This window comes from Pseudomonas sp. EMN2 (assembly GCF_009650555.1).
Lineage (GTDB): Bacteria > Pseudomonadota > Gammaproteobacteria > Pseudomonadales > Pseudomonadaceae > Aquipseudomonas > Aquipseudomonas sichuanensis.
The window spans coordinates 23,387-46,255 of the sequence record NZ_VZZR01000036.1 but is presented as its reverse complement, the minus strand read 5'-3'; the positions used below and the strand labels follow the sequence as shown (position 1 = coordinate 46,255).

At 65.0% G+C, this 22,869-nt stretch carries 23 protein-coding genes, 1 rRNA gene and 1 pseudogene; 13 read left to right on the top strand and 12 right to left on the bottom strand.

Features of this window, described 5'->3' with window-relative positions:
• Positions 1–89, top strand: a 5S ribosomal RNA gene (rrf, locus tag F6X61_RS12470); the annotation flags it as partial.
• A 68-nt stretch (positions 90–157) separates the two neighbouring features.
• Here rrf and F6X61_RS12465 read toward each other — a convergent pair.
• Positions 158–1,021, bottom strand: a complete 864-nt coding sequence (locus F6X61_RS12465; protein ID WP_153786870.1) for a universal stress protein — start codon at positions 1,019–1,021, stop codon at positions 158–160.
• Between the two features lie 155 nt (positions 1,022–1,176).
• Here F6X61_RS12465 and F6X61_RS12460 point away from each other — a divergent pair, with 155 nt between their 5' ends.
• Entirely contained in the window at positions 1,177–1,794 is a 618-nt protein-coding gene (locus F6X61_RS12460) for a tRNA-(ms[2]io[6]A)-hydroxylase (protein ID WP_153786869.1), read from the top strand.
• Between the two features lie 7 nt (positions 1,795–1,801).
• Here the strand turns inward: F6X61_RS12460 and F6X61_RS12455 are convergent, their stop codons facing one another.
• Positions 1,802–2,122, bottom strand: coding sequence for a YqjD family protein (locus F6X61_RS12455; protein WP_153786868.1), 321 nt, complete (start codon positions 2,120–2,122; stop codon positions 1,802–1,804).
• Positions 2,123–2,250: 128 nt separating this feature from the next.
• Here F6X61_RS12455 and F6X61_RS12450 point away from each other — a divergent pair, with 128 nt between their 5' ends.
• Positions 2,251–2,514, top strand: a complete 264-nt coding sequence (locus F6X61_RS12450) for a hypothetical protein (protein ID WP_153786867.1) — start codon at positions 2,251–2,253, stop codon at positions 2,512–2,514.
• A gap of 12 nt (positions 2,515–2,526) precedes the next feature.
• Here F6X61_RS12450 and F6X61_RS12445 read toward each other — a convergent pair whose 3' ends face one another.
• Together F6X61_RS12445 and F6X61_RS12440 are read right to left on the bottom strand one after the other, a co-directional pair.
• The gene (locus F6X61_RS12445; protein WP_153786866.1) at positions 2,527–3,087 is read right to left on the bottom strand and encodes a GNAT family N-acetyltransferase; all 561 of its coding nucleotides are present in this window, start codon (positions 3,085–3,087) and stop codon (positions 2,527–2,529) included.
• A 28-nt stretch (positions 3,088–3,115) separates the two neighbouring features.
• A complete protein-coding gene (locus F6X61_RS12440) occupies positions 3,116–3,586 on the bottom strand; it encodes an LEA type 2 family protein (RefSeq protein WP_153786865.1) in 471 nt (156 codons plus the stop codon).
• A 136-nt stretch (positions 3,587–3,722) separates the two neighbouring features.
• On the opposite strand from F6X61_RS12440, the pseudogene F6X61_RS12435 reads away from it, so the two are divergent.
• From F6X61_RS12435 to F6X61_RS12425, 3 genes and pseudogenes are all read left to right on the top strand, one after another.
• Positions 3,723–4,229, top strand: a pseudogene (locus F6X61_RS12435) (RNA polymerase sigma factor); the annotation flags it as partial.
• Between the two features lie 4 nt (positions 4,230–4,233).
• Positions 4,234–5,115 (top strand): FecR family protein, encoded by an 882-nt coding sequence (locus F6X61_RS12430; protein WP_153786864.1) that lies wholly within the window; start codon positions 4,234–4,236, stop codon positions 5,113–5,115.
• Positions 5,116–5,234: 119 nt separating this feature from the next.
• On the top strand, positions 5,235–7,652 hold the full coding sequence (locus tag F6X61_RS12425; protein ID WP_153786863.1) for a TonB-dependent receptor: 2,418 nt from the start codon (positions 5,235–5,237) through the stop codon (positions 7,650–7,652).
• A 7-nt stretch (positions 7,653–7,659) separates the two neighbouring features.
• Here the strand turns inward: F6X61_RS12425 and F6X61_RS12420 are convergent, their stop codons facing one another.
• Complete coding sequence (locus tag F6X61_RS12420) at positions 7,660–8,550, bottom strand: LysR family transcriptional regulator (protein WP_153786862.1); 891 nt, start codon at positions 8,548–8,550, stop codon at positions 7,660–7,662.
• 102 nt (positions 8,551–8,652) lie between these two features.
• On the opposite strand from F6X61_RS12420, the gene F6X61_RS12415 reads away from it, so the two are divergent.
• From F6X61_RS12415 to F6X61_RS12390, 6 genes are all read left to right on the top strand, one after another.
• Positions 8,653–9,732, top strand: a complete 1,080-nt coding sequence (locus F6X61_RS12415; protein WP_153786861.1) for a polyamine ABC transporter substrate-binding protein — start codon at positions 8,653–8,655, stop codon at positions 9,730–9,732.
• 25 nt (positions 9,733–9,757) lie between these two features.
• Positions 9,758–10,714, top strand: coding sequence for an agmatinase (gene speB / locus F6X61_RS12410; protein WP_153786860.1), 957 nt, complete (start codon positions 9,758–9,760; stop codon positions 10,712–10,714).
• A 171-nt stretch (positions 10,715–10,885) separates the two neighbouring features.
• Positions 10,886–11,206 carry a hypothetical protein gene (locus F6X61_RS12405; protein ID WP_110993953.1) on the top strand — a complete coding sequence of 107 codons (321 nt, stop codon included), beginning with the start codon at positions 10,886–10,888 and terminating at the stop codon, positions 11,204–11,206.
• 21 nt (positions 11,207–11,227) lie between these two features.
• On the top strand, positions 11,228–12,376 hold the full coding sequence (locus F6X61_RS12400) for a PQQ-dependent sugar dehydrogenase (protein ID WP_153786859.1): 1,149 nt from the start codon (positions 11,228–11,230) through the stop codon (positions 12,374–12,376).
• Between the two features lie 150 nt (positions 12,377–12,526).
• On the top strand, positions 12,527–13,627 hold the full coding sequence (gene zapE, locus F6X61_RS12395; RefSeq protein ID WP_153786858.1) for a cell division protein ZapE: 1,101 nt from the start codon (positions 12,527–12,529) through the stop codon (positions 13,625–13,627).
• An 11-nt stretch (positions 13,628–13,638) separates the two neighbouring features.
• Positions 13,639–14,220, top strand: coding sequence for a DinB family protein (locus F6X61_RS12390; protein WP_153786857.1), 582 nt, complete (start codon positions 13,639–13,641; stop codon positions 14,218–14,220).
• 23 nt (positions 14,221–14,243) lie between these two features.
• Here F6X61_RS12390 and F6X61_RS12385 read toward each other — a convergent pair whose 3' ends face one another.
• The 5 genes from F6X61_RS12385 to yegQ all read right to left on the bottom strand — a co-directional run bounded on the left by F6X61_RS12385 (position 14,244) and on the right by yegQ (position 19,443).
• Positions 14,244–14,681, bottom strand: a complete 438-nt coding sequence (locus F6X61_RS12385) for a YqaA family protein (protein WP_153786856.1) — start codon at positions 14,679–14,681, stop codon at positions 14,244–14,246.
• Entirely contained in the window at positions 14,681–15,109 is a 429-nt protein-coding gene (locus F6X61_RS12380; RefSeq protein ID WP_125464796.1) for a DUF411 domain-containing protein, read from the bottom strand. The genes F6X61_RS12385 and F6X61_RS12380 overlap by 1 nt, the downstream gene beginning before the upstream one ends.
• Positions 15,110–15,254: 145 nt before the next feature.
• Positions 15,255–16,175 carry a copper resistance protein B gene (locus F6X61_RS12375; protein ID WP_153786855.1) on the bottom strand — a complete coding sequence of 307 codons (921 nt, stop codon included), beginning with the start codon at positions 16,173–16,175 and terminating at the stop codon, positions 15,255–15,257.
• Positions 16,168–17,943, bottom strand: coding sequence for a copper resistance system multicopper oxidase (locus tag F6X61_RS12370; RefSeq protein WP_153786854.1), 1,776 nt, complete (start codon positions 17,941–17,943; stop codon positions 16,168–16,170). Before F6X61_RS12370 ends, F6X61_RS12375 begins: the two co-directional genes overlap by 8 nt.
• 165 nt (positions 17,944–18,108) lie before the next feature.
• Positions 18,109–19,443, bottom strand: a complete 1,335-nt coding sequence (gene yegQ / locus F6X61_RS12365) for a tRNA 5-hydroxyuridine modification protein YegQ (protein ID WP_153786853.1) — start codon at positions 19,441–19,443, stop codon at positions 18,109–18,111.
• Positions 19,444–19,568: 125 nt separating this feature from the next.
• Here yegQ and F6X61_RS12360 point away from each other — a divergent pair, with 125 nt between their 5' ends.
• Positions 19,569–20,630: an AI-2E family transporter gene (locus F6X61_RS12360; RefSeq protein ID WP_153786852.1), complete on the top strand. Its 1,062-nt coding sequence runs from the start codon at positions 19,569–19,571 to the stop codon at positions 20,628–20,630.
• 1 nt (position 20,631) lies between these two features.
• On the opposite strand, the gene F6X61_RS12355 is transcribed toward F6X61_RS12360, so the two are convergent.
• Both F6X61_RS12355 and F6X61_RS12350 read right to left on the bottom strand, forming a co-directional pair.
• The gene (locus F6X61_RS12355; RefSeq protein ID WP_153786851.1) at positions 20,632–21,846 is read right to left on the bottom strand and encodes a YcaO-like family protein; all 1,215 of its coding nucleotides are present in this window, start codon (positions 21,844–21,846) and stop codon (positions 20,632–20,634) included.
• On the bottom strand, positions 21,843–22,838 hold the full coding sequence (locus F6X61_RS12350; protein ID WP_153786850.1) for a trans-aconitate 2-methyltransferase: 996 nt from the start codon (positions 22,836–22,838) through the stop codon (positions 21,843–21,845). Before F6X61_RS12350 ends, F6X61_RS12355 begins: the two co-directional genes overlap by 4 nt.
• Positions 22,839–22,869: the final 31 nt, after the last annotated feature.

The following is a 22,869-nucleotide window of genomic DNA, read 5'->3' as shown; positions in this document are numbered from 1 at the left end:
CCTGATCCCATCCCGAACTCAGTAGTGAAACGATGCATCGCCGATGGTAGTGTGGGGTTTCCCCATGTGAGAGTAGGTAATCGTCAAGATTCATTTCGCAAAACCCCTATCTGCGCATGCAGGTAGGGGTTTTGTCTTTTCAGGGTTCTATAGCGCTTCAGCCTCGAGCCAATTCGGCAAGGTGCGCTGTCACTTCCTCGCTCTTGAGCACCAGTACATCACCTTCCAGGGCGTCGAGCACCACTTCAGCGGTATTGCCGATCAAGGCCCCCGAAGTGCCTGTTCGCGCCACGGTACCGATGATGGTCACCACTGCGTTGTACTTCTTCTCGGTAAAGGGAATCAGTACATCAGCCGGCCCCTCCGCTACGTGCAGACGCTCCTCGCTGATGTCAAACTCTGCCTGGAAGGCCTTGCAGGCATCGCGATAGCGCTGCTCGATGGTTTCAGTAAGCTGGTAAACCGGGTCGGACGCCGACAGCATGGGCGAGGGGTGTGCGCTGATCACATGAAGCTCGCCTTTGGCCAGGCTGGCAATGGCATAGCCATGGTCGATGATGCTCGTATGCAGCCTGCGGTGGTCTTCATCCTGGTTGCCCACATCCACCGCTGCCAGGATCACCCCGCCCGTCCAGGGTCGCTCACTCTTGACCATCAGTACCGCACAAGGGCACTTACGCAGCAGTTTCCAGTCGTTGGGCGTGAGCAGTGCCTTGCGTAGCGGGTTATCCGGCCGATGTTCCTTGATTACCAGCTCGCAACCTTCGGCTTGTTGCACACTGATGATGGATTCATGCAGGGTGTCGTGCCAGGCCTGCTCGTGGGTGACATTGTCATACCCGTCATCATGCAACTGGCTGTTGAGCAGGCTCAGTAGCGCACTGTGGTCATGCTTCTTGTCGCACATCAGCAGGTGCAGGCGAGCGCCTGTCACGCCGGCGATTAGCTTGGCCCGGGTCAGGGCGCGGCTGTGGGCGTGCTCGGGGTCGAGAACGACAAGGATGCTGCGAACGGCTTGCATGGCGTGAACTCCCTTCTGAATGGCGACCAATGCCTGACTATAGTCGGCGCACCTCCTGCCGCCGCTTGATATGCGTCAAGAATAGCCACTGGCACTCGACGCTGCCGCCGGTATAATCGCCGGTCCTGCAGATATCTTTCGTGATTGTGAGTGTTATGTCCCAGATTCCTGAAATCGAAGCCTTCCTCGGCTGCCGTACCCCAGACGCCTGGATCGAGGCGGCGCTGGCCGACCAGGAAACCCTGCTGATCGATCACAAGAACTGTGAATTCAAGGCGGCCAGCACTGCGTTGAGCCTGATCGCCAAATACAACACCCACCTCGACCTGATCAACATGATGTCGCGCCTGGCCCGTGAAGAGCTGGTGCACCACGAGCAGGTGCTACGGCTGATGAAGCGACGCGGTGTACCGTTGCGGCCGGTGTCGGCCGGGCGTTACGCCTCGGGCCTGCGTCGCCTGGTGCGTGCCCACGAGCCGGTGAAGCTGGTGGACACGCTGGTGGTAGGGGCTTTTATCGAGGCGCGCAGCTGCGAGCGTTTTGCTGCCCTCGTACCGCACCTGGACGAAGAACTTGGTACCTTCTATCACGGCCTGCTCAAGAGCGAAGCCCGGCACTATCAGGGATACCTCAAGCTGGCCCATGTATACGGCGATGAAGCCGAGATCGCCCGAGTCGTCGAACAAGTACGTGACGCGGAAGCCGAACTGATCAGCTCGCCCGACCAGGAGATGCGCTTCCACAGCGGCATCCCCATGGCCCGCGCGGCCTGATCGGCCGCTATTGGCGGCGGCCCAGCAGCAGGCCCACCACCAACCCGAAACCTGCAGATATCGCCACCGTCTGCCACGGATGACCGCCGAGGTATTGCTCGGTGGCATCGACCACCGGTTGCGCTTTCTGGCCCAGGCGGCTGGTGGCGTCACGGGCCTGGCGCAGCTTGAGCCCCAGCTGGGCGCGCAGGCCGTCGGCGTCTTCGCCGACCAGCGAGGCGCTGTCACTGAGCAATTTCTCGGATTCCTCGATCAACGCCTGGAGTTCGCTGAACACCTGGTCCTTGATCTGTTCACCATTGTTTTGCGCGGCGGTATGCCTGGCCATGTACACGTCCTCGTGCAGAGTGGGGTTGAACAGTGGATGCCGTGGCGTCGGGAAAGTTGCAGCGGCTTACCGGCGCCCGGCCGCTACGGTGTAAGATAGCGCCCATTTTCCAGTGGCAGGTATTACCCATGAGTTTCAATCTGGCCAACATGAGCTTCGCGGAACGGGCGCAGATCGAGGCAGAGAAAGCGCGGCTGTTCCAATACTGGCAAGGCAACCTGGCCAAGGCCAAGGGTGAAGCAGGGCGTCTGATTGCAGAAAAACCGCGACGCAAGGGCAAATGGGCGGAGTGGGTGCGTGCCGAACTGGACGGCATGTCGCCGCCCGAATTCACCCAACTGGTGCGCGTCGAGGTCAACAAGCTGATGGCCGCCGCCAACGCCGGCCGCTGAGCCAGGGCACTTTCAACCGGCCCCTGCACCAGCCAGGTCGAGCCACTCCTGCCGAGTGATCTCCCACACTTCCTGTGCCAGGCAACCGCTCACGAAGTTGCCTTGGCCAGTGCGCAGCAGGCGCATGCCGCCGCGCTGGGAAACACGCCTGGACGCTTCGTTGGGCGCCGCCTTGGGCACGCGCATGACCTCGCGCTGCAAGGTGTTGAACCAGAACGCATCGACCACCGCGCAGGCCTCTGTCATATAGCCCCGGCCCTGTTGGGCAGGCGCCAGCCAGAAGCCGCGGTTGTTGTCGGGCAAGTCCATCAGGCTGATGCTGCCGATCAGCTGCTGCGGGCGTTCGAGCAGGCGGATCGACCAGTGCCACTCACGCCCCGCAGCGATCGCCGGCAGGCAGACATCGCGCAGATAGTGCAAGGCACCATCCTCCGGGTAGGGCCACGGCACCAGGGCATTCAGGTAGCGCACCACTTCCCAGTGGGGGAACAGTTGCTGGATGGCTTCGGCGTCGCTCAACTGCAAGGGGCACAGCAGCAGCCGGGCGGTTTTCAATTCAGGTGTAGAAGACATTGGTAGGTCCTTTACCAATACAACGTGTTTACCAGCCGGCCGCTGTGGCAGCAGGCAAGTCCAGTTTGCCTTTGTCGGTGAAACGCACGGTACCCAGCAAGCCGCCGGCCAGTTTGCCGCGCAGCACATAAGGCAGCCCTTGCAGCGAATCCACCCGGCTCAGGCCGTAGGCCTGGCGCAGAAAGGCGAAGGCGGTGACGCTCACCGGCACCACGATCACGGTTTCGTCGTAACGGCCGATGTGCCCACGCTGGTCACTCACGCCAGCCGCCAGGGGCTGATCGTTGACCTCGAGATTGAGCGCGATGCCATTGAAGTCGACCGGCGTTTCGTTGGGGTTCTGCACGCGGATCTTCACCGCCATGCGTATCTCCAGGTCCTGGCCGGGCAGCGGGTCTATGCCGATCACACTGATGTTCAGCGGATCGCGGTTCTGCAACAGCGCGCAGGCATTGAGGCCCAGGGCCAACAGCAGGATCAGGCAGCAGCGGACAAGCATGGCGTTCAGGGCCTCGGCTTACGGGCGAGCCTGCAGTGTGGCAAATGCACGGCGGCGTTGAAAGTACGGCGCGTTATGAAAGATACTGTTTCTCATTAACGCCCGATAATCTTTCCCGACGGCCTTTCACCTACCGATGCTGACGTCTCCCGTGTCCGGGCTGCTGGCAAGTTTCCAGGAGCATTACGACGACCTGCTGCAGTTCCTGACCCGGCGCATGCGCGACCGCCAGCGCGCCGCCGACGTGGCTCAGGAAACCTACCTGAAGCTGGTCAAGATCGACGAACAGGCCGTTCAGGTGCTGCATGCCCGCAGCTTCATCTTTCGCGTTGCCGGCAACCTGGCGATTGACGCCCAGCGGCGTGAACAGCGCCTGGCAGCCAGCCACGATGACAGTGATGGGGCAGGGGAGGTCGCATGCCCTGCGCCCGCGCCGGAAGCCGCGTTGCTCGCCCGCGAGCGCTTGCAGATTCTTGATGAAGCGTTGTTGCAACTTTCCGACAATGCGCGCCAGGCGCTGCTGCTCAATCGCATCGAGGGCCTGACCCAGGCGCAGATCGCACAACGGCTGGGCGTTTCCGAGAGCATGGTGGCAAAATACATCGGCCAGGCCCTGCGCCATTGCCGCGACTGGCTCAAGCACAACCATGAATGACACCGCCGCCATGCCTGCACCTCACCCGCTCAGCAACCTCAGCGACGATGCCCTCGACTGGCAGGTCCTGCTGCATTCGGGCACGGCCACGGCGGCCGACCGGGCGCGCTACCAGCGCTGGCGCCAGCTGAGCGCGGCCCATGCCGAGGCCGCTGGCGAAGCCGAGGCATTGTGGCAGGACCTCGGTCATACCCCCACAGCACAAGCGCTCCACCAGCCACTTGCACCGCGCAGATGGCGCAAGGTGTCCGCCATCGCCGCCTCGCTGGCGATGCTGATGGCCGGATACGGCGCCTGGCAGCAACTGCCGGTGTGGCAGGCGGACTACCACACCAGTGTTGGCCAGCGGCAGAGCCTGACCCTGGCCGATGGCTCGCGGGTCACCCTCAACAGTGGCAGTGCGGTGTCGGTGGCGTACAGTGCCGACCAGCGCAAGGTGGTGCTGCAGGCCGGTGAAGCCCTGTTCGAGACGGTCGATGATCCCCGTCCGTTCGTGGTGGAGGCCGGTGGCGAGCCGGTCAGCGGTGGTACGGCAGTGTTCAGCGTGCGCCGCCAAGCTGAGGGCAACCGCGTGGTCCTGGCCCAGGGCGAGGCCCGAGTTGGCGGCCAGGTGCTGCAACCGACACCGGATGCCGGCGCCCAGACCGCCTGGCAGCGCGGCAAGCTGATCTTCAATGGCAAACCCCTCGGCCAGGTACTGGCGGAACTTGAGCGCTACCAGCATGGGCGCATCTTCATCCCCGACCAGCAGCTTGCCGCCCTCCAGGTCAGTGGCGTGTTCGACCTCGACGACCCCCATGCGCTGTTGCGCACACTAGAGCAACGGTATGGCCTGAAGGTCACCTACCTGCCGTTCCTGGCCGTGGTCTACTGAGCCCCGGCAGCGAAACAAAAATATTTTTCATTTCGCACTGCAAGTTCATCGAAGCCAGATCGTCGTAGTGGCACTGATCAGCCAACCCTACCCAATTACGACTGTCTGGAAGCTCATTCGTGAAGGCTACGCCCACGCTCCCGTACCGTTTCAAACACGCCTTGCTGTCCTGCACCGCCCTGGCCGCACTGGCAGGGCCACTGTTGGTCGAGGCCGCCAGCGCCACCCTGGCCAGCGACGTTCAGGCCCGCCAGGTACAGCTCGACCTGCCCGCCCAGCCATTGGATCAGGCGCTGACCGCATTTGCCGACCAGGCCGGCCTGCACCTGCTGTACACCACCGACGATGTGGCCGGCCTGCAGAGCCCGGCGCTGCAAGGTACCTTTGGCATCGAGCAGGCCCTGCAGCAACTGCTCGCCGGCAGCGGCGTCAGTTATCGGTTCAACGACGCGCGCACCATCACCCTGCGCAAGGCCGCGCCGCAGAGCGTCAGCCTCAAACCCATCGAAGTCAGCGTGGCCTCGCGCACCAGCACCGCCATCAGCGAGATTCCCGGCACCGTCTGGGTCGTCGACCAGCAGCAGCTGCGCGAGCAGATCGACAGCGGCGTCAGCCTCAAGGAAGCGATCGGCAAGCTGGTTCCAGGCCTCGACCTGGCGCCGGAAGGCCGCACCAACTACGGCCAGAACATGCGTGGCCGCGATGTGCTGGTGATGATCGACGGCGTCAGCCAGAACAGCTCCCGGGGGCTGTCGCGCCAGTTCGACAGCATCTCGCCGTTCAACGTCGAGCGCGTCGAAGTGTTGTCCGGTGCCAGTGCCATCTACGGTGGCGGTGCCACCGGCGGCATCATCAATATCGTCACCAAGAAGGGCGAGCCGGGGCCGCTGCGCTTCGAAACGCAGTTGGGGGCCAGCAGCGGTTTCAATAACAGCGGCGACCTGTCCACCCGCATCGCCCAGTCGATCAGCGGTGGCAACGAGCGGATCAATGCCCGGCTGGGTGTCTCGGGCGAGCAGAACGAAGCCTTCTATGACGGCGCCGGTGAGCAGATCTTCATCGACAACACCCAGACCGACCTGCAGTACAACCGCAGCCTGGACATCCTCGGCACCCTCGGCCTGGCCCTCAGCGATGAGCAGAGCCTGGACCTGCTGGCCCAGTACTACGATTCCGGCAATCACGGCAGCACCGGCATCTACTTCCCCAACTTGAACTACAACGCGCCCTCCGATCTGGAAGATGCCGAGCTGCGCGGCGGCTATTCCTCGGACCTTGCGCCGCGCACCCGGCGCCTGCTGCTCAACGCCAACTACCACCACAGCGACGTGCTGGGCCAGGACTTCTACCTGCAGGCCTCGTACCGCAAGGAAGACGACAACTTCTACCCTTTCCCCTACTACAACACCGGCAAGCCCACCGGCTCGCGGGGTGTGTACTTTGCCGGCTCGCAGCAGAACTTCGAAGTCACCAGCCTCAAGGCGCTGTTCGCCAAGCAGTGGGACACCCTCAAGCTAACCTATGGTGTCGACCTCGACCGCGAGCGCTTCAACGCCGAACAGACCACCTTCGATGCTCGCGCCTCATCCGCCAGCGGCGGCCTGGAGCTGGACGAGGCGAGCAAAGCGGCGCGCTACCCCAGCTATCGGGTCGATGGGGTGTCGTTGTTCACCCAGCTGGACTGGCACCTCACTGATAACCTGACCCTTTCCGGTGGTGCCCGGCGCCAGCAGATGGACGTGGATGTCAGCGACTTCAAGAACGTGCCCGGTGGCAGCAACGACTATCAGGTCAGCCTGTACAACCTCGGCGCCATCTACGACTTCAAGAACGGCCACCAGTTGTGGACCAACTACGGCGAAGGCTTCGAGCTGCCCGACCCGGCCAAGTACTACGGCAAGCCGGGCCTGTCGGTGGCCGACAACCCGCTGGCCGGGATCAAGAGCCGCCAGGTGGAGATGGGCTGGCGCTATGCCGACCTCGACTGGAATGCCCAGGCGGCGCTGTATTACACCTGGTCGGACAAGATCATCAATGTCGACAGCAAGACCCTCACCATCAATGTCGATGACCAGAAACGCCGTGATTATGGCTTTGAAAGCGCCCTGACCCGTTACTTCCAGAACGGTTGGGAAACCGGCGGCACCTTGCACCTGGTGCGTTCGGAGGAGGAGAGCGCCGACGGCGACTGGATCAAGCGCGATGCCCGCTATGCCTCGCTGTCCAAAGCCACCGCGTTCGTCGGCTGGAAGGGGGACGGGCGCAGTGCCCGGTTGCAGGCCAACCATGCCATCACCCTCAAGGATGATGCCCACCACCAGATCGACGGCTACACCACCTTCGACCTGCTGGGCAGCCAGGCCACCGGGTTCGGCACGTTCAGCGCCGGCATCCAGAACCTGTTCGACAAGCAGTACAGCACGGTGTGGGGCCAGCGAGCGACGCTGTTCTACTCGCCGACTTACGGGCCGGCGTACCTGTATGACTACCAAGGGCGAGGGCGGACCTACACCCTGACCTGGAACCTGGCCTACTGATTACCCCTTAGCCGAACTCCGCGAGCAGGTCCTCGACAAAAGCCCGTTGCGCTTCCCCCGGCACCTGCCCGCGATGTCGCGCCAAGGTAAACGGCACGATGAAATCCAGCCCGGTATCCAGTGCCCGCAACAGCCCTTGCGCCTCCCACGGCGCGGCGCAATGGCAGGGCAGGTAACCGATATGCCGTCCCGACAGCACCAGCGTCAGCGCGCTGTCGATCTGCTCCGCCACCGCCATGCTGTGGCGGCTCTGGAACGGCTCACCCTGCTTGAGAAAGCGATAGGGGTGGCGCACCTGGTCAACCTCCAGCAGTTGCTCCCGGCTGATATCGGCCGCTTCGAACAGCACGTGTCCCGCGCCACAGTACAAACGCTGGCGTTCCTCGAACAGCGGTTGATAGTCGAACGCCGCCTGGTTGCCCGAAAAATAGCTGATCGCACAATCCAGCCGCTGCTCCAGCAACAGCCGTTCGAGCTCTGCCGGCGGGGCGCTGATCAGTTCCAGCTGCACGGCCTCGTCACGCTGGCGAAAACGCGCGATGGCCTGGGCGATGCGCAGGGTGACGCTGCTGTCCTGGTTCTCGGCAAGGCCCACGCGCACACGGCCCAGCAGGCGTCCAGCCACACCGTTGGCCTGTTGGCGAAACTCCTCGATCTGCAGCAGCAGGCCACGGCTCGCCTGCAACAGCAGTTCGCCTTTCTCGGTCAGGCGAAACCCGCCTTTGCCGCGGCTGCACAGGCGATAGCCCAGGCGCGTCTCCAGCTTGGCCATCTGCTGGCTGATGCTCGGCTGGCTGAGCCCGAGCACCCCCTGTGCGGCACTGAAGCCGCCAGCCTCGGCTACAGTCACGAACAGCCGCAGCAGGTGCAGGTCCAGGTCATGGAGTTGTCCAAGCATTACATTGCTCCAGGTGAATGTCAGCTTTACACAGTTGCCATTTTTGCAATGTAACCCGGCAGGCATGCTGGCGGCATCCACCCATTTGCCGAGGTGTCCGCCATGCATCGAACGCTGTGCTTGCTGTCCCTGCTGATCGCCCTGCCACTGCAGGCCGAAGAGAAGGTCGTCAACCTCTACAGCTGGGCCGACTACGTCGCCCCGCAAACCCTGCAACGCTTCGAGCAGGAGACCGGTTACAAAGTCCGCTACGACACCTTCGACACCACCGAAGTGCTGGAAACCAAGCTGCTCACCGGCCGCAGCGGTTACGATGTGGTGGTGCCGTCGGCCACCGTGCTGGCCCGGGCGCTCAAGGCCGGCGCACTGCAACCGCTGGATGCGCAGTCGATGCCAGGCTACGCCAATCTCGACAAGGACCTGCTGGCCAAGCTGGCCGAAGCCGACCCGGGCAACCGCCATGCCGTGCCCTACACCTGGGGCACCTTGGGCTTGGGCATCAACGTCGAAGCCGTGCGCCAGCGCCTGGGCGATGTGCCGCTGGACAGCCTCGACCTGCTGTTCAAGCCCGAGTACGCCAGCCGCTTGAAAGACTGCGGCATCGCCATGCCCGACTCGCCGCAAGAGGTGATTGGCCTCACCCTCAACTACCTGGGCAAAGACCCTTACACCCAGGACAAGGCCGACCTGGATGCCGCCCAGGCCCTGTTGAAGCAACTGCAGCCCTCGGTCAGCTATGTGGCCAACGGCCGTCAGATCAACGACCTGGCCAACGGCAGCGTGTGCCTGGCACTGACCTACAACGGCGACGCCGCCATGGCCGCCGACCAGGCCCGCCGTGCCGGCAAACCGTTCGAGCTGATCTACCGCATCCCCCGCGAGGGCACCCTGGTGTGGCAGGACAACCTGGTGATCCCCAAGGATGCCCCACACCCCGAAGCCGCCAGGGCGTTCATCGCCTTCATGCTGCGCCCCGACTCAGTCGCCGCCCTGACCAACACGCTGTTCTTCGCCAACGCCAACCAGGCCGCCACGCCACTGGTGGACGAAGCGATCCGCACCGACCCGGACATTTACCCCCCGGCCGACGTGCGCCAGCGCCTGTTCGCCGACCGCAGCATGGCGCTGTCCGACCTGCGCCAGCGCAATCGCCTGTGGACCGCTTTCCGCAGCCGCCAATAACAACGACAACACCAGGAGACAGACCGTGGATCTCGCCCAGGACAACGACCAGGCCATCACCCGTGACAGCCTCTACGGCACCGCCGCCGAGAGCACCTACGCCGGCATCACCAGTTTTTCCCGGCGCCGCTACAGCCGTGACCTGCGCGGGGTCGACGTGGTGGTCAGCGGCGTGCCGTTCGACACCGCCACCAGCAACCGCCCGGGAGCGCGCTTTGGCCCACGGGCGATCCGCGCCGCCTCGGTGCAGCAGGCCTGGGCCCGGCACTGGCCGTGGACCTTCGACCCGTTCGACCACCTGGCCGTGATCGATTACGGCGACTGTGCGTTCGACAGCGGCACGCCGGCGTCGGTCCCCGACAGCATCGAGGCCCATGCCGAACGCATCCTCGAAGCCGGCTGCGCCATGCTCACCCTGGGCGGCGACCACTTCATCAGCTACCCGCTGCTCAAGGCCCACGCCCGCCGCCATGGCCCGCTGGCGCTGATCCACTTCGATGCCCACAGCGACACCTGGCCCGACGAGGAAGGCAAGCGCATCGACCACGGCACCATGTTCTGGCACGCCGCCCGCGAGGGGCTGGTAGACCCGGCGCGCTCGGTGCAGATCGGCCTGCGCACCACCAACGACGACAGCCAGGGCTTCGCCATCCTCGATGCCCGCCAGGTGCATCGCCAGGGCACCGAGGCGATCATCGCGGCGATTCGTCAGCGGGTGGGGGACATGCCTGTGTACCTGACCTTCGACATCGACTGCCTCGACCCGGCCTATGCGCCCGGTACCGGTACCCCGGTGTGCGGTGGCCTGGCCACGGTGCAGGCGCTGGAGATCCTCGGCGGCCTGCGCGGCATCAACCTGGTGGGGATGGACCTGGTGGAAGTGGCGCCCGCCTATGACCATGCCGACATCACCGCCCTGGCCGGGGCGACGCTGGCAATGGAGATGCTGTGCTTGTATGCGGCGCGGCACAAAGTGGGCTGAACCAATTACAGCTGATCGCGGGGCAAGTCGCAGCGGCGCACCGCGATGCACTTGAAGATCCATACTGAAACATCACGAATCATCTCAATCCGCATTCTCGCTTTTGTGTCGAACCCTGCGCGTCTTAGGCTATCCAACCCTGGAGCGCGCCTTTTCGTACGGAGGTGAAGCATGAATCCCACACTGCCAGCCCTGGCCATCGGCCTGTTGCTGAGCCTGCCGCTGCAGGCCGCTCCCGTTGCGCCCGTGCAATTGGCCGCCAGCGACAGCAACAACCCCTACAACAGCCCGATCCAGCGCGCCAACCCCAACAGCCGCCAGGGCAGCGTGCCTGCCACTCCCCCGGTGCGCGGCCCGTCCACCCAGCCCAACCCGCGCCCGCCGACCCTCGACAACCGGGGTATCGGTAACGGCGACAACCTGCGCCGCGAGCAGCGGGCGCCCAACCTGGAACCCACCCGGCCAGCGCGCGATTCGCTACGCGTGCCCTGAGCCCCCTCGAAGGATACGAGCATGACGCCACGCACCTGGTTGACCACCCTGGCCGCCGCCAGCCTGTTTCCCCTGCTGGCGCACGCCGCCTCGGAGCAACAGTTTTCCAGTGAACAGGGCCAGCTGACCGTCAGCACCGTCGCCGACGGCCTGCGCAACCCCTGGGCCCTGGCTTTTCTGCCGGGTGGCACGGACATGCTGGTGACCGAGCGCCCCGGCAACCTGCGTATCGTCAACGCCGAAGGCAAGGTCGGCCCGCCGCTGGCCGGAGTGCCCAAGGTCTGGGCCGAAGGGCAGGGCGGGCTGCTCGATGTGGTGCTGTCGCCTGACTTCGCCAAGGACCATACGGTTTACCTGTCGTTCGCCGAGGGGGGCGCCGACGGCAAGGCCGGCACGGCGGTGGGTCGTGGCCAGCTGTCGCCGGACCGGGCACGGCTGGAGAACTTCACGGTGATCTTCCGTCAGCAGCCCAAGCTGTCCGTGGGCAACCACTTTGGCTCGCGCCTGGTGTTCGACCACGACGGCTATCTGTTCATTGCCCTGGGCGAGAACAACCAGCGCCCCACCGCGCAGGACCTGGACAAGCTGCAAGGCAAGATCGTGCGCATCCTTCCCGACGGCAAAGTGCCCAAGGACAACCCCTTCGTCGGCCGCGACAAAGTGCGCCCGGAAATCTGGTCGTTGGGCCACCGCAACCAGCAAGGCGCCGCGCTCAACCCCTGGACCGGCAAGCTTTGGACCCATGAGCATGGCCCGCGCGGCGGCGACGAGATCAACATCCCCGAGCCCGGCAAGAACTACGGCTGGCCGCTCGCCACCCACGGCATCAACTACTCGTTGTTGCCGATCCCCGAGGCCAAGGGCAAGCATGTCGATGGCATGGTCGACCCGCACCATGTGTGGGAGAAATCGCCCGGCATCAGCGGCATGGCCTTCTACGACAGCCCGAGGTTCAAGGCCTGGGACCACAACCTGTTCATCGGCGCGTTGGCCACCCAGGAGCTGATCCGCTTGCAGCTCAAGGGTGACCAGGTGGTGCATGAAGAGCGCTTGCTGGGTGAACTGAAGGCGCGCATCCGCGATGTGCGGGTGGGGCCGGATGGTTACCTGTATGTGCTGACCGATGACAAGGATGGCGCCTTGTTGAAGGTGGGCTTGAAGCAAGGCTGATCCAACCCATCGCGGGGCAAGTCCGCTCCCACGTCTGAAAGCGATACTGGACTGCCCTCAGGAAGTTGGACATCAATCCTTGGGGGCAGTCCATACCGTGGGAGCGGGCTTGCCCCGCGATAGGGCCGAAACTGTCGTAACATGCCCGGCATGACCCCCGAATCGCTCTACCAACAGGCCCTGCACGACCGCGGCTTCGTCCCCGACCCCGCCCAGGCCGCCGCCATTGCCGCCCTGCAGGGCTGTTTCGACGCGCTGCACCAGCGCCAACCCACCCAGGGCCTCTACCTCTGGGGCCCGGTCGGGCGTGGCAAGACCTGGCTGATGGACCTGTTCCACCGTTGCCTCGAGGTGCCGGCCCGGCGCCAGCACTTCCACCATTTCATGGCCTGGGTCCACCAGCGCCTGTTCCAGCTCAATGGCACCGCCGACCCACTCAGGGCCCTGGCCCGCGGCCTGGCCGAAGAAATCCGGGTGCTGTGCTTCGACGAATTGTTCGTCAGCGATATTGGCGATGCGATCATTCTCGGCCGCCTGTTCCAGGTGCTGTTCGACCACGGCGTGGTCATCGTCGCCACCTCCAACCAGCCACCTGCGCAGCTCTACCGCGATGGCTTCAACCGCGAGCGCTTCCTCCCGGCCATCGCCGCCATCGAACGGCATATGCAGGTACTGGCGGTAGCCGGCGAGCAGGACCACCGCTTGCATCCGGGCGCCCAGCGGCAGCGTTACTGGGTTGTCGAACCCGGGCAGCCAAGCGCACTCGAAGCCGTGTTTCGCCAGTTGAGCCCGCAGGTGCCTGGCAGCGATCAGCCGTTGCAGGTCGGCTCTCGGCAGATCCGTACGCTGCGCCATAGCCAGCACGCGCTCTGGTGCCAGTTCAGCGACCTGTGCGAGCAGCCCCTGGCGGCGATGGATTTCATGGCCCTGTGCGACCGCTTCCCGGCGATCCTGGTCAGTGGCATCCCGGCCCTCGGTGGCGTCCAGCAAGCCGGGCGCATTGCCCGCGGTACCGAAGATGGCGCCGCGCGCGTCGTGGCCGGTGATCGCGTGTTGCCGACGCTGGCGCCCAAGGATGACAGCGTGCGCCGCTTCATCGCCCTGGTCGACGAATGCTATGACCGGCGGGTGGCACTGTACCTGGAAGCTGAGGTTCCCCTGGATGCGCTCTACACTCAAGGGTATCTGGCGTTCCCGTACCAACGGACCCTGAGCCGGCTACGGGAGATGCAACTGCAACGCTTCGCCTGAAGGAGCCGGCCATGCAGCCACTGTCGCAACACTTGCTGACCCAGGCCTATAACAATGGCTGGGCCAATCACCGTTTGTACAAGGCCTGCCTGCAACTGAGCCACGACGAGTTCGTCGCCCCGCGGTGCAGTTTCTTCCCTTCGATCAAGGCCACCCTCAACCACTTGCTGACGGTGGACTGGTTCTACCTCGATGCGCTGGAGTGCGAGCGGCGCGGCGAGGCGCCCGACCCGGATGGCGAGCGCTTCTTCCAGCCCGAGCAGCCCTTCGTCACCTGCGGCGACCTGCAGGCGCAACAGGCCCAGGCCGACCAGCGGCTGATCAGCTATTGCCGGCAGTTGAGCGATGACCAGTTGGCGCGTTATGTGAGCATCGTGCGCCCGGAGCGGGTGCAGCGTGAGCAGCGTCTGCGCCTGTTGGCGCACCTGTTCGAGCACCAGATCCATCACCGCGGGCAAGTGCACGCCATGCTCAGCGATACCACGGTCAAGCCACCGCAGCTGGATGAATTCTTCTGCGAGGAAGAGGCCGGTTTACGGGCGGATGATTTCGCCGAGTTGGGGTGGAGCGAAGCGCTGGTCTGGCCCAAATGAACGAGAGCGGTCAGTGAACGGCGTTACCCGCCGTGAAACCAGCCCAGGGTAATCATCGCCACCACGATGTAGCGCCCGCCCTTGGCCAGGGTGACCAGCAGCAGGAAGCGCCAGAAGGGTTCACGCATGATCCCGGCGATCAGCGTGAGCGGGTCGCCGATCACCGGCATCCAGCTCAGCAGCAGCGACCACTGCCCCCAGCGCTGGTAGCGCTGCTGTGCGCGCTCGAGCTGGCTGGCGCTGAACGGGAACCAGCGCTTGTCGCGCAAGCGCTCGATGGCCCGGCCCAGCAGCCAGTTGACGACAGAGCCCAGCACATTGCCCAGGGTGGCGATCAGCAGCAGGGTGGCCCAGGCCTCGGGCTGGCGCAGCAGCAGGCCGACCAGCACGGCTTCCGATTGCAGCGGCAGCAGCGTGGCGGCGCCGAAGGCGCTGAAGAACAGCGCCCAGAGGCTGAGCATCAGTAGTTGGCGACCACGGTGTCCTGGCCGTCGCGGGTGACACCGATGACCTGGTAGGCATCCTTGTGGTCACCCATTTCCATGCCTGGCGAGCCCATGGGCATGCCGGGGACGGCGAGGCCCTTGAGGTCGTCGCGCTTGGCCAGCAGGCGCACCTGCTCGGCCGGTACATGGCCTTCGACGAACTTGCCGTTTATCACGCCGGTGTGGCACGACGCCAGGCGCGGCGCCACACCCAGGCGCTGCTTGACCGCGCTCATGTTCGGTTCGACGTGGTCATTGACGGTGAAACCGTTGTCGCTCAGGTGCTTGATCCATTCCTTGCAGCAGCCGCAGTTGGGATCGCGGTACACGTCGATGGTTTCGCCAGCCTGGGCGAGGCCGGTGACGGCCAGCAGGCCGAGGGTAAGCAGGTGTTTGCGCAGCATGGTGGAACTCCTGTGAAACAAAAATGCATCTTGTTGGTGAGTGCGCACTACTGACCCTGTGGGAGCGGGTTTACCCGCGAAAGCGTCAGTGAACCCATTGCCGCATTCGCGGGTAAACCCGCTCCCACACGGCCGGCGTTCAGCCTCAGAAACGTAGTCGGACCCCGGCCACCAGCCGGGTCTGGCCAATGTCTTCGCCATCCTCCCGGGCCTGATCGGCGCGGTTGCCGTACAGGCGGTTGAAGCTGACCCCGACGTAGGGTGCAAAGCCGCGGGTGATTTCGTAGCGCAGGCGCAGGCCCACTTCGCTTTCGGCCAGCCCCGAGCCCTGTTCGCGGCCAGCGTCGTTGCGCCCGAAGAAGTTGGCTTCGGCGGTCGGTTCGAGGACCCAGCGATTGGTCAGCAGCATAGCGTAACCGGCCTCCAGGCGCAGCGCGGTCTGCTGTCGCTCGCCAGCGTAGGCGGTGGCCTCCAGTTCCAGGCCATACAGCGGCGTGCCCTGGATGCCGAAGGCCGCCCAGCTCTGGCCGCTGGCGGGCTTGAAGTCCTGGCGCACGCCGCCGACCAGCTCCCACCAGGGGCTGATGGCATGCCCCCAAAGGGCCTGCAGCTCGGCTTTGTGGGTCTTGCCTTGTTCACGCTCGCCCTCGGTGCGCAGCCAGAGGCGGTCGATGTCGCCACCCACCCAGGCCGTGGCGTTCCAGTTCAGCGCGCTGCTGTTCTCGAAGTTCTGGTACTCCAGCTGATCGACGATCACTGCCCAGTTGATAGCGCGGTCGTGTACCTGGTGACCGGGCAGCGGCGGGAAGGCGGCGCGGCGGTCGGCGTCGGTGATCACCGGCAATGGGGTACGGGGTTGGGTGATGGCGGGCGCGCCGTGATTCATCTGGCCATGATCCATCTTGCCGTGGTCCATGGGCATGGCTCCGTGGTTCATCTGTCCGTGGTCCATGGGCATGGCGCCGTGGTTCATGTGCTCCATCCCGGCGGCCAGCGCCCGCTCGCTGGCCAGCAGGGCGAACAGGGCGACGCCGGTGGCAATGCGGCGGTTGGTCATCTCATTCATCGACGCGTACCTCGCGGAACATGCCGGTCTCCATGTGGTAGAGCAGGTGGCAGTGGTAGGCCCAGCGGCCCAGGGCATCGGCGGTGACGCGGTAGCTGCGTCGGCTGCCCGGCGGCATGTCGAGGGTGTGCTTGCGTACCAGGAAGCGCCCCTGTTCATCCTCGAGGTCGCTCCACATGCCGTGCAGGTGGATGGGGTGGGTCATCATGGTGTCGTTGACCAGGGTGATGCGCACCCGCTCGCCGTACTTAAGACGCAAAGGTTCGGCGTCGCTGAACTTGATGCCGTCGAACGACCAGGCGAAGCGCTCCATATGCCCGGTCAGGTGCAGTTCGATGTCCCGTGACGGTTCGCGGCCGTCGGGGTCGGGGTAGGGGCTGCGCAGGTCGGCGTAGGTCAGCACCCGGCGGCCGTTGTCGCGCAGGCCCAGGCCCGGGTCTGAAAGGTTGGGGCGTGGGGCCATGGTCTGCATGTCCACCAGCGGGTTGTCGGTTTCGCTGGCAGGGTGTTGCTGCATGCCCGACATGGCTGAATGGTCCATGCCTGCCATGCTGCCGTGGTCCATCGTGGCCATGTTCGAATGATCCATGCCGGCCATGTTGCCGTGGTCCATCCCGGCCATGTTCGAGTGGTCCATCCCGCCCATCCCGCCATGGCCCATGTCATCCATGGTCAACACCGGGCGCGGATCGGGCGCGGGCACCGGTGCCTGCAGCCCGGCGGCGCGGGCCAGGGTGCCGCGGGCGTAGCCGGTGCGGTCCATGCTCTGGGCGAACAAGGTGTAGGCCGGCAGGTCGCCTACGGTCACCAGCACGTCGTAGGTCTCGGCCACTGCGATGCGCAGCTCGTCCACCGTCACCGGGGTGACCGGCAGGCCGTCGGCGGCAATCACCGTCAGTTGCAAACCCGGGATGCGGAAGTCGAAGTAGGTCATCGCCGAGGCGTTGATCAGGCGCAGGCGCACGGTTTCGCCGGGCTGGAACAGGCAGGTGAAGTTGCCATCCGGCGGCTGGCCGTTGAGCAGGTAGGTGTAGCTGGCAGCGCTGATGTCGGCCAGGTCGGTCGGGCTCATGCGCATTTTGGCCCAGGCCCAGCGATTGTCTGCCGCGTTGGCGAACCCCTTGTCGGCCACATCGTCGATGAAGTCGCCGACCGTGCGCTTGTCGTAGTTGAAGGCGTCGGACTGCTTTTTCAGCGTCGCCATCAGGTCTTGCGGCGCTTGGTCCGACCAGTCGCTGAGCAGCAGCACATGGTCGCGCTGGTACTGATGCGGCTCGGGTTCGCGCGGTTCGATGACGATGGCACCGTACACCCCGGCCTGTTCCTGCAGCCCGGAATGGCTGTGGTACCAGTAGGTGCCGCTCTGCTTGAGGGTGAACTGGTACAGGTAATCGCCGCCCGGTTCGATGCCGGCGAAGCTCAGGCCCGGCACGCCGTCCATGTTGGCCGGCAGGATGATGCCGTGCCAGTGGATCGAGGTGTCCTGGTCCAGGCGGTTGCGCACCCGCAGGTTCACGGTGTCGCCTTCGCGCCAGCGCAATTGCGGGCCGGGCAGGCTGCCGTTGATGGTCAGCGCGGTGCGTGGCTTGCCGGTGATGTTGACCGGGGTCTGGCCGATGAACAGCTCGAACTGCTGGCCGCTGAGGTCGTGCAGCGGCAGGCGGCCCTCGGCGGCCTGGGCCAGCGGGCGCCACAGGCCGAGGCCGGCCAGGGCGGTGGCGGCGCCCAGGCCCTTGACGAAGGTGCGGCGGGTGGGGGTAGGTGGCATGGCGTGGTCTCGGTGGTGGCCGTGGCCCCCATCGCGGGGCAAGCCCGCTCCCACAGGCGTGTGGGAGCGGGCTTGCCCCGCGATGGGCTGCGAACAGCCCGAATATGAGCCACGATCCTCGCCGCCAGCGCCTGTCAGTCACCTGAGGCGTGCATTACAGATTTGTCAGGCAGGCGCCTCGGCGTTGCCCAGGTCACGCATCAGCAGGCCGAACTCCAGCGACACCTGCTCGGGGATCGGCAGGTACACCACGTGGCCATCACCCGGTGCCACTTCGATCGCCTGCTGCTGGCGGTCGTGCAGGCGGTGCAGGTCGAAGTGGTAGTTGCCGCGCGGGGTCATCAGTTCCAGGTGGTCGCCCACGGCGAAGCGGTTCTTCACTTTCACTTCGGCCAGGCCGTCAACCCGCACGCCGGTCAGCTCGCCAACGAACTGCTGGCGCTCGGACACCGAATTGCCGCGCTGGTAGTTCTGGTACTCGTCGTGCACGTGGCGGCGCAGGAAACCCTCGGTGTAGCCGCGCTGGGCGAGGGACTCGAGGTTGCCCATCAGGCCCCGGTCGAACGGCCTTCCGGCCACCGCGTCGTCGATGGCCTGGCGGTACGACTGCACCGCCCGGGCACAATAGAAGTGCGACTTGGTGCGGCCCTCGATCTTCAGCGAGTGCACCCCCATCTGCGCCAGCCGCTCGACATGCTGGATGGCGCGCAGGTCCTTGGCATTCATGATGTAGGTGCCGTGCTCATCCTCGAAGGCCGGCATCTCTTCGCCCGGGCGGTTGCTCTCCTGCAGCAGGAATACCTGGTCGGTGGGCGCACCCAGCCCCAGGGTCGGTTCGAATTCACGCACGATATCGCCGGTGGCGTTCTCGGTGGCCGGGGTGGCCTGGTACTTCCAGCGGCAGGCGTTGGTGCATGAGCCCTGATTGGCATCGCGCTTGTTCAGGTAGCCCGACAGCAGGCAGCGCCCGGAGTACGCCATGCACAACGCGCCATGGACGAACACTTCCAGCTCCATCTGCGGCACCTGCTGGCGGATCTCTTCGATCTCTTCCAGCGACAGCTCCCGCGACAGGATCACCCGCGTCAGCCCCATCTGCTGCCAGAACTGCACGCTGGCCCAGTTCACCGTATTGGCCTGCACCGAGAGGTGGATGGCCATCTGCGGGAAGTGTTGGCGCACCAGCATGATCAGCCCTGGGTCGGACATGATCAGTGCGTCCGGGCCCATGGCGATCACCGGCGCCAGGTCCTTGAGGAAGGTCTTGAGCTTGGCATTGTGCGGGGCGATGTTGACCACCACGTAGAAGCGCTTGCCCTGGGCCTGGGCCTCCTGGATGCCGAGCGCGAGGTTGGCGTGGTCGAATTCGTTGTTGCGCACCCGCAGGCTGTAGCGCGGCTGGCCGGCGTACACCGCGTCGGCGCCATAGGCGAAGGCATAGCGCATGGTCTTCAGGGTGCCGGCGGGGGCGAGCAGTTCGGGCTTGGCGGGTGGGGTCATGGGTGCGCACCAGGGGCAAAAGGCGCGGATGCTACGGCGGCGGCGCGGCGCCGGTATTGATCTGGGTCAACGGCACTTTTGCGGTTATGGCGCGCACTAAAGTGTTGAGCCCCTGAGGAATGCCCATGAACGAGACCGTGTTGCAGAACAAGGCCCTGACCGCGCTGCTGGCGCTGGTGACCATTGCCTTCATCTGGATTCTCTTGCCGTATTTCGGCGCGATCTTCTGGGCGGTGGTGCTGGGCATCCTGTTCGCGCCATTGCAGCGTCGGCTGCTGTTGCGCCTGGGCGGGCGGCGCAACCTGGCGACGTCACTGGCACTGCTGGTCTGCCTGCTGATCGCGGTGCTGCCGGTGATCATCATCAGCATGCTGCTGGTGCAGGAGGGCGCGGCGCTGTACCAGCGCGTGGAGAGCGGCCAACTGGACATTGCCGGCTATATCGAACGCGGCAAGGACATGCTCCCCAACTATGCCCAGCATGCCCTGGATCGCATGGGCATGGGCAACCTGGACGGCCTGCGCGACAAGATCACCAAGTGGGCCACCCAGGGCAGCCAGTTCCTGGCGGGCCAGGCGTTCAGCTTTGGGCAGGGCACCTTCGAGTTCCTGGTGAGCTTCGGCATCATGCTCTACCTCTTGTACTTCTTCCTGCGCGAGGGCGCCGAGGTGGCGCGCAAGCTACGCCAGGCCGTGCCGCTGCCCGAGCAGCAGAAGCGCCGCTTGCAGCTGAAGTTCAAGCGCGTGGTGCGGGCCACGGTCAAGGGCAACCTGCTGGTGGCGATTACCCAGGGCGCGTTGGGCGGGTTCATCTTCTGGGTGCTGGATATCCCCAGCGCGCTGATCTGGGCGGTGCTGATGGCGTTCCTGTCGCTGCTGCCGGCGGTGGGCGCAGGTATCGTCTGGGCGCCGGTGGCGGCCTATTTCATCCTGACCGGGGCGACCTGGCAGGGCATCGTGCTGACCGCTTTCGGGGTGCTGGTGATCGGCCTGGTGGACAACCTGTTGCGGCCGATCCTGGTGGGCAAGGACACGCGCATGCCGGACTACCTGGTGCTGGTGTCCACCTTGGGCGGGCTGGCGGTATTCGGGCTCAATGGCTTTGTGATCGGGCCGTTGATCGCGGCCTTGTTCGTGTCCAGCTGGGCGATCTTTGCCTCGACCAAGCCACAGGTGCAGTTGCCATGAATCAACCGCCTTTTGCCAGGCGCAGACCACGCGGGCCAGGCAGTACCAGATTGCCGCTCCAGACCAGATGGAAGCGCTCCAGCCCTGGCACCAGGGCGTTGACCAGGCTGATCCCCTGGGCGCCCCGAAACACTTCGCAGATGCCCACCTGATGACCGTGCCGATTGAAGTCGTCCACCAGCACCTGCAGTTGCTGGGTGACCGTCTGTGCCGGTAGCGGTTCTGGCAAGGTGCAGTAGTGGCTGTTATCCAGCAGGGCTGCTATATCGCGCTGCTGGCAGCGTTGCAGCCTTGGCCAGGCCGCCAGTGCACCCGCTGCCTGCTGCAACTGCTGACTGGCCTGTGGCAATCGGCTGTTGAGTTGCAGCTGTACCAGCTCGCTCAAGGCGCGCTGCATGCCGTGCCAGGGGTCGAGTGAGGCGCCGCAGCCGACCACGTTGGCCTGCAAGGGCGAGGCCGGGCGAAGGCACAGGGCCAGGAAGCTGCGGCTGGCGAACTCGTTGCTGATGTCCAGCACGGCAATGGGGCTGTCCAGGCAGCGTTCGGCCTCGCCCCACAGGCGTGAAAGCGCCGAGCTGGCCGCTGGGCGCAGCACCTGGAGCACGGGTTCGCGGCGCTGGTAGTAGAAGTGGCGCAGCATGAACAGCGACAGCGCATCGCGCTCGATGATCTGGTTCAGGGCGTGCAGCAAAGCCTCGTCGCGGCTGGCGCCGATTGCTGCGCCATCGTTGCTGCTGTAGCGCCTGAGCCCACGGTGGTCGAAGTCGTCGCCTGGCAGTGGCTGGTCGGCGTAATCAGGGCGGGTGATGCCGATCGGGTAGTCGAACAGCGGCTTGGCGTGGAGGTCGGTGTAGCGCTGGCATGCCAGGTATCGGTCGGGCTGGGCCTTCAGCCAGGGCAGCAGGAAGTCGCCTTGCAAGTGCGCCTCGCAGGCCAGGCTTGCGCTGCTGCGCAGGTGCAACTGGCGTGGCTGGTGCTCGTCGAGGTAGTGCTCGAGCGCCTCGAAGCGTGCGCCTACACGGGCTTCCTCGAGCCTGCCCTTGCCGCTGCCCTGCGCAATCCTGCCGGTTGCCCCCTCGCTCAGGCGCATCAGCACCGAGCCAAGCCCGTTGCCCAGAACGGTTTCTTCGAGGCGCAAGCCAAGCAATGCCAGTTGCTCTTCGACGCGTACCTTGGCCACGTCCAGGCTGTATTCGCGTTCGGCGGGTCTGTTCATGAGGGCTTCTGCTCCAGTAGGGGCATAGGGCGGAGCAGTTGGTAGAACTGGAACAACTGCAAGGAGCCGGGGACCGCGGCCAGGCTGCTGGCGACTTGCAGGCCAAGCCTGCGCGCCTGCAGCTCGACGTCGAACAACACGCTCGATTGGCCGAACACCAGAGCCATGCCGCCGGGACGGATCAGGTCGGTGAGTTGCTCGAACAGCGCGAGGGCGCAAGCGCGCGTCATCATCTCGGCGTTCAGGAAACGCAGGATCAGCACGTCGCAACTGCTCGCTGGCATGACCGGCGCATGGGCGTCGGCGATCTCGAAACTCAGGTTCGGCAACCGATGGTTGGCTGTCGCATGGTCGATCATCGCCGCTGAACGGTCCGCTCCCACGCAATGACTGTTTGGCAGTGCGCGCGCCAGCGCGGCGATGAAGGTACCGGTGGAACACGCAGGATCATGAATGATTGCGCCGGGGCGCAAGCCGTGCGTGAGCAGGGCGATGCTGGTGTCGCGAAAGTGCTGTTCCTGGCGGTCCAGACGATCGGCCAGGCTTTGCGGGGCATCCCAGAAGCTGGGGGGCGCGACCTGCTCCCGGCATTGTGTGTCCAGTTCCGGAAACGGGAAATGGACCCTATGGCCCGAAGACGTCAGTGCTCGCCGGAACAGCGCCTTGCATTGGCTGTCGGTCAGCGGCTGGTAGCGGCAGTGCCAGCCCTGCTCGTCCCAGCGTGCCTGCAGTAGTGTGCCCAGCAGCATGTCGGGTGTCAGGCGGCTATCCAACTCGCCGTTGGCGCCCGGTACCCGGCGCCCCAGATACTCGATACCGTCGACCCGCAGCAGAAACAGGTTGTTGAGCCCGGGGCCAACTGGCTCGCTTATCCAGGCGCTCGATGTGATGCCGACTTGCTCCGTGACGGGCAAGGCAAGTACACAGGCCAGGTATCTGGCCTGTGCCTCGAACAATTCGCGGTTGATGGGCCTTTCGGTGGCTGATGGCATGGGGGCTCCCAGGCGCAAGGTGGCCTGTTGG